Origin of the sequence: Stieleria sp. (assembly GCF_041595215.1) — a bacterium.
Taxonomy (GTDB): Bacteria; Planctomycetota; Planctomycetia; order Pirellulales; family Pirellulaceae; genus Stieleria; species Stieleria magnilauensis.
In genome coordinates, this window is sequence record NZ_JBFHKV010001234.1 from 1 (window position 1) to 2,306 (window position 2,306).

General features: G+C 58.5%; 2 protein-coding genes and 1 pseudogene. All 3 read right to left on the reverse strand.

What is annotated here, in order from left to right; genetic code table 11:
• The coding region (locus ABX749_RS30010) for a hypothetical protein (RefSeq protein ID WP_372899274.1) at nt 1-514 on the reverse strand (514 nt) is incomplete at its 3' end.
• A 149-nt stretch (nt 515-663) separates the two neighbouring features.
• Nucleotides 664-1,968, reverse strand: coding sequence for a DUF1501 domain-containing protein (locus ABX749_RS30015; RefSeq protein ID WP_372899275.1), 1,305 nt, complete (start codon nt 1,966-1,968; stop codon nt 664-666).
• A 13-nt stretch (nt 1,969-1,981) separates the two neighbouring features.
• Nucleotides 1,982-2,306, reverse strand: a pseudogene (locus tag ABX749_RS30020) (hypothetical protein); the annotation flags it as partial.

Below are 2,306 nucleotides of genomic sequence, written 5' to 3' on the forward strand. Positions count from 1 at the left end.
ATTCATAAGTCTGCTTCTCAGGATCGATCAATCGCCACGTTCCGGATCCATCGGTTTGTCCATCGGCCAAATTCTCGATATCAACACCGTTGTTCCAACGCCACGTTCCCTTGATGGCAGGGGCTCCGGCCGGTCGCGAGCCCATCTCTTTGGTTGACTGTTGATTCGGCGGAACAATCTCGGTCGCTTCAATTCGTTTCATCTGATCGCGGATGGCAACGGCGATGTCCAGTTCCCCCTTCTCCGTATGAGCCTTTTTCTGCTTGTTCAACCGCCGCATCAGCGTTTCGCGGAGTGATTTACGTTCTTGAATGTACGATTGTTCCAGACGACCACGGGCGTCCACAAAGCGTCGGTCGATCGATCGGATATCGGTCGCATGTTGGTCAAGCTCGCTGGCAATCAGATGCTCCGAGGACTGAACCTCAGGCAGTTTGTCATCGGCGCACGATGCGACATTCGGCTGAAGACAAAAGACAATACTGGCGAGGATGAATGACGTCCGCAGGCTCACTGTTCTTCTCCGATTGGCACCGATGCTTTGATTCTGACCCGACTATTCTGGCAAGTTCGCGACCGCCAATCTAGTAAAATCTGCTCCAAAACACCTGCGAACGCGTCAATGGTCCGTTCTCGCCCCGCCTCGCTCCACTCAATCAAGGACTACGCTGGCAGCAACGCCGCGATCGGTTCGCCGCGGTCGGTGATCGGGACCGGGCGGTCGCCGGCGTAGAGGTTCTTGCGATAGTCGACCTGGGCCGCAGCACAGATCGTGGCGAAGAAATCAGGCACACTGACTGGATCCGACACAATCTTTTTGGACAGCTCATCCGTTTCGCCCCAGGCGCCGCGGTGTGCCAGACCACCACCGGCCAGGATACAACTGAACGCGGTGCCTTGATGACCGCGACCACCGCCGCTGTCGAATTCCGGCGGACGACCAAACTCACTGGTGATCACAATCAGCGTTTTATCCAGCAGCTTCTTTTCTTCCAGGTCCAGGATCAGCGTCGATACCGCGGTGTCCATCTCCTGAATCAACTTATGCTGTTGCAAGATCCCGGCGTTGTGCACGTCCCAGCCGGCACCGTTAAGAAAGTTCAAGTTGTGTGACACTTCGATGAAACGCACCCCACGCTCAACCAGCCGCCGGCTGAGCAAACAGCGCTGACCAAACTCGCCGCCGTAACGTGCCCGCAGATCGGCCGGTTCGCGATCGAGTTGGAACACACGGTTGAAACTCGGACCGCTCAATTCCAAACTCTGGCGAATCGCCGCGTCATAATCGAGCAACCGTTGCTCGGCAGTCGGATCGCCGTTTCGTTGCAGCGTCGCCAGAAACCGTTCGCGTCGCGATTGCCGCTGCGGCGTGATCCCGTCGGGACGACTCAAACCGGCCGGGCCTCGGCTGGTATCGGTCAGATACAAATAACTGTCACGTGCCCCCAGAAAGCCTGGACCACGCGTCACGTTCGGGTAGCCGATCAAGACATACGGCGGTGCACCATCCCCGGCGGCCCCACGTTCGTGCGCGATGATCGAACCCAGCGACGGATAGGTCACTGTTCCGCTGATCGGTCGACCGGTGTGCATTCGGTTGGTGGCCGCGGCGTGCTCGTCGATCATCTCATGATGCACACTGCGGACGGCCGTGACACGGTCCATCAACGGAGCCAGCTGCGACAGGTGTTCGCACACGCGCACACCCTCGACGGCGGTATCGATCGATTCGTAATACGAACCGGCTTGTTTCTTGGACGGGTCGCCCTTGCGTTTGGGATCAAACGTATCGATCTGGCCCATACCGCCGCCGAGCCAGATCGAGATCACGTGCTCGGTCTTGCCGCGGAGCAGCTTGGCGGCTGCGTCCTGGCTGGACGGATTGGCGAGCCCCAGTGACGACAGGCCTAATCCGCCCGCCGTTGCGGCACCGGCGGCCAGAACGTCGCGTCGTGTGAAAGGTTTCATGTTCATGTCTCAGTTACGGTATCCAAACAAATTCGCGATGGTTGACCAAACTCCAAACCACGTCCTCATAGACTTCACGCCAAGACGTTTCCAACCTCGGGTCCGGCGGTGGTCCGGCCGCAACGCGGCGCTCCAGTTCCACTTGAATCTCGTTCGCCCGTGGACGCAAATGATTGAACCATGTCACCAGCGGCAACGGCTCGGGCGATTCGGGCACCGTGATCTGAGAGTCGGGGACCAAACGTTTATGAAAACCCTCGGCCAGTGCAGCGGTGAACGTTTCGCGTTCCTCCGCATTCGGCAAACGACACAGCAGACGCAAGAACAACGTTTCGACC

Coding starts and splice junctions, on each gene's coding strand:
- ABX749_RS30015 (WP_372899275.1), bottom strand. CDS start 1,968: ATGAAACCTTTCACACGACGCGACGTTCTGGCCGCCGGTGCCGCAACG.